At 67.1% G+C, this 2,507-nt stretch carries 3 protein-coding genes; all 3 read left to right on the top strand.

From position 1 onward, the window contains the following. Window positions 1–219 precede the first annotated feature (219 nt). The gene (locus tag EOA28_RS32225) at window positions 220–468 is read left to right on the top strand and encodes a DUF1127 domain-containing protein (RefSeq protein ID WP_189342314.1); all 249 of its coding nucleotides are present in this window, start codon (window positions 220–222) and stop codon (window positions 466–468) included. Window positions 469–712: 244 nt separating this feature from the next. Then, window positions 713–1,291 carry an OsmC family protein gene (locus EOA28_RS32220; protein WP_245463250.1) on the top strand — a complete coding sequence of 193 codons (579 nt, stop codon included), beginning with the start codon at window positions 713–715 and terminating at the stop codon, window positions 1,289–1,291. Window positions 1,292–1,351: 60 nt separating this feature from the next. Further along, on the top strand, window positions 1,352–2,507 hold a 1,156-nt coding region (locus tag EOA28_RS32215), incomplete at its 3' end, for an NAD(P)/FAD-dependent oxidoreductase (RefSeq protein ID WP_128315683.1).

Raw genomic sequence — 2,507 nt, 5'->3', positions numbered from 1 at the left:
CCTCAATCCGGGCGCGGGCCGCAGGCCCCGCGAAGACGAAGCGATCGCGCCAGGCTTCGAGGCGGACGTGCTCCGTGCCAAGGACGATATTTCAAACTGAGAAATCGCCAGATTCCACGGCAGTTTCGACGCCCGCTCCAACGCTGGCTCCCCCGGTCGTCAGCGACAGTCCTGCCATCGCCGACGCGAAATGGTCGCGCCGCAAAAATGGAGACGACGATGACGAGTTTGGAGCATACCGCTTATGAAACCGGCCGGTCGGGCATCGGCCCGATCGGCTTTGCCGGCCGGGCGCTGCGGCTTTTCTATCATGCGATGAGGATGCGCAGCGACCGCGCCGCCTTGCATGCCATGCCTGACTATCTGCTCAAGGACATGGGCATCACGCGTTCGGGAATCGACTACTACACCTCGACGCGCCGCGCTGCCTCCGGCACCGGCGGGGTGGACATCCGCACCATCGGCTAGCCGCCGATAGCGATCGCGGCCACGCCGTCGACAAGCCCCGGGCGCTTCCCCACGCCCGGGGTTTTGCGTTCGGGCGCATCGGCTCAAGCGGTGAGCCACCTCGTTTCAAACGATACGTCCATGCCAATTTCCACGGTGGGCGTATGAAAAATTCCACGGTCGCATCCACTCTCGTTCAAACGCTCCAACGGCAAACAGAGGCCGTCACGGCAACCAAGCCGCAAAACAACCTTTGGAGATGATGATGCAACCCAACACCAAACCTGCACGGCTTCCTCTCAATGGCGTCGACACGCCGAACCTGATGGCGACGATCAATTTCGTCGCCGGGCAGCCGGAGCTCGCCAAGTTCCAGTTCCGCGCACACAATGAGTGGATCGAGGGCACGCACAGCAAGACCGTCATGCATGGCTTCTTCGGCGCCGGCAACGAGCAGAAGCACGAGAAGCCGCATTATGCCGACGCCGACCATCCGGCGATTCTGTGCGGCGCCGACAATGCGCCGACCCCGGTCGAGTGGCTTCTTCACGGGCTGGCTGGCTGCCTGATGGCCGGCGTCGCCAACATCGCCGCCGCGCGCGGCATCAAGCTCACCAAGGTGAAGTGCTCGGTGGACGGCGACATCGACCTGCGCGGCATCCTCGGCATCTCCGATGAGGTCCGCAACGGCTTCCAGAACATCCATGTGTCGTTCGAGATCGAAGGCGACGCGCCGGCCGAAAAGCTCCAGCAGCTGGTCGAGCAGTCGCGTGCCCGTTCGGCCGTCTTCGACGTGCTGACCAAGGGCGTGCCGGTCACCGTCGGCATCAAGACCATCCAGTAAGCCGACAGGCGGTCCGGAACCGGTCCGGGCCGCTTCCCTCTCCTCGGACGGAACTGAACCATGAGACGCGCTGTCGTCATCATCGGCGCGGGCCAGGCTGGCCTTGCGCTCAGCCATTGCCTCAGCCAGGCCGGCATCGACCATGCCGTGCTGGAGCGCGGGCGCATCGGCGAGCGCTGGCGCTCGCAGAGCTGGCGCTCGCTTCGGCTGCTCACGCCGAACTGGCTGAATGCACTCCCCGGCTCGCCCTACAAGGGCGGCGATCCGGACGGCTTCATGAGCAAAGGGGCGTTCGTGGAAAGCCTGGAGCGCTACGCCTGGCAATGGCATGCGCCCGTCGAGACCAATGTCGAGGTCATCGCCGCCCGGCGGACCAGCGACGGCTTTGGCCTGCGCACCAGCGCCGGCGACTGGTCGGCGCGCGCGGTCGTCGTGGCGACGGGGCATTGCGACCGGCCGGTCATCCCGTTTGGGGCCGAAACCATTCGCGGACCGCTGAGCATCCACGCTTCGGATTATCGCTCGCCCGGCGAGCTGCCAGGCGGCGGCGTGCTGGTCGTCGGCGCATCATCCTCCGGCGTGCAGATCGCCGACGAGCTCGCCCGCGCCGGGCGCCGCGTGGTGCTTTCGGTCGGCAAGCATACGCGGCTGCCCAGAACATGGCGCGGCCACGACATCTTCTTCTGGCTCTGCGCGATGGGTCTGATGGCGCAGCGCCCCGAAGACCTCGCCAATCCGGAAGGCGCCCGGCGCCAGCCATCGCTGCAGCTCGCCGGCCGGCCGGACAGGGCCGATGTCGATCTCGCCACGCTGCAGGCGCTCGGCGTGGAACTGACCGGGCGGGTGCGCGGCGTCGGCGACGGCGAGATCGGCTTCGCGGGCGATCTTGGGGCGCACATCGCGGCAGCCGAAGCCAAGCAGGCGCGCCTACTCGGCCAGATCGACCGGTTCGCGGGTGTGGCGACACCATACCGGCCCGAGCCGGTGGTGATGCCGGCATCCTCCGCGGAGCGGCTGTCGCTGACCGACGGATCGATCCGAACCATCATCTGGGCGACCGGCTATGCGCGCTCGTTCGGCTGGCTGGAGCCGCTGGCGCTCGGCGGCGATGGCGAGCTCGCGCATCAGGGCGGCGTCACCAGCGTGCCCGGCCTCTACGCGCTCGGCTTCCGCTTCCTGCGCAAGCGCGATTCCAACTTCATCGGCGGCGTCGGGG

Origin of the sequence: Mesorhizobium sp. M2A.F.Ca.ET.067.02.1.1 (genome assembly GCF_004023285.1) — a bacterium.
Taxonomy (GTDB): Bacteria; Pseudomonadota; Alphaproteobacteria; order Rhizobiales; family Rhizobiaceae; genus Mesorhizobium.
This window is presented reverse-complemented; position numbering and strand designations above follow the sequence as displayed.

Bases quoted from the DNA above. Each gene is read 5' to 3' on its own strand.
- EOA28_RS32225 (WP_189342314.1), top strand. From the start codon at position 220: ATGACGAGTTTGGAGCATACCGCTTATGAAACCGGCCGGTCGGGCATC.
- EOA28_RS32220 (WP_245463250.1), top strand. From the start codon at position 713: ATGCAACCCAACACCAAACCTGCACGGCTTCCTCTCAATGGCGTCGAC.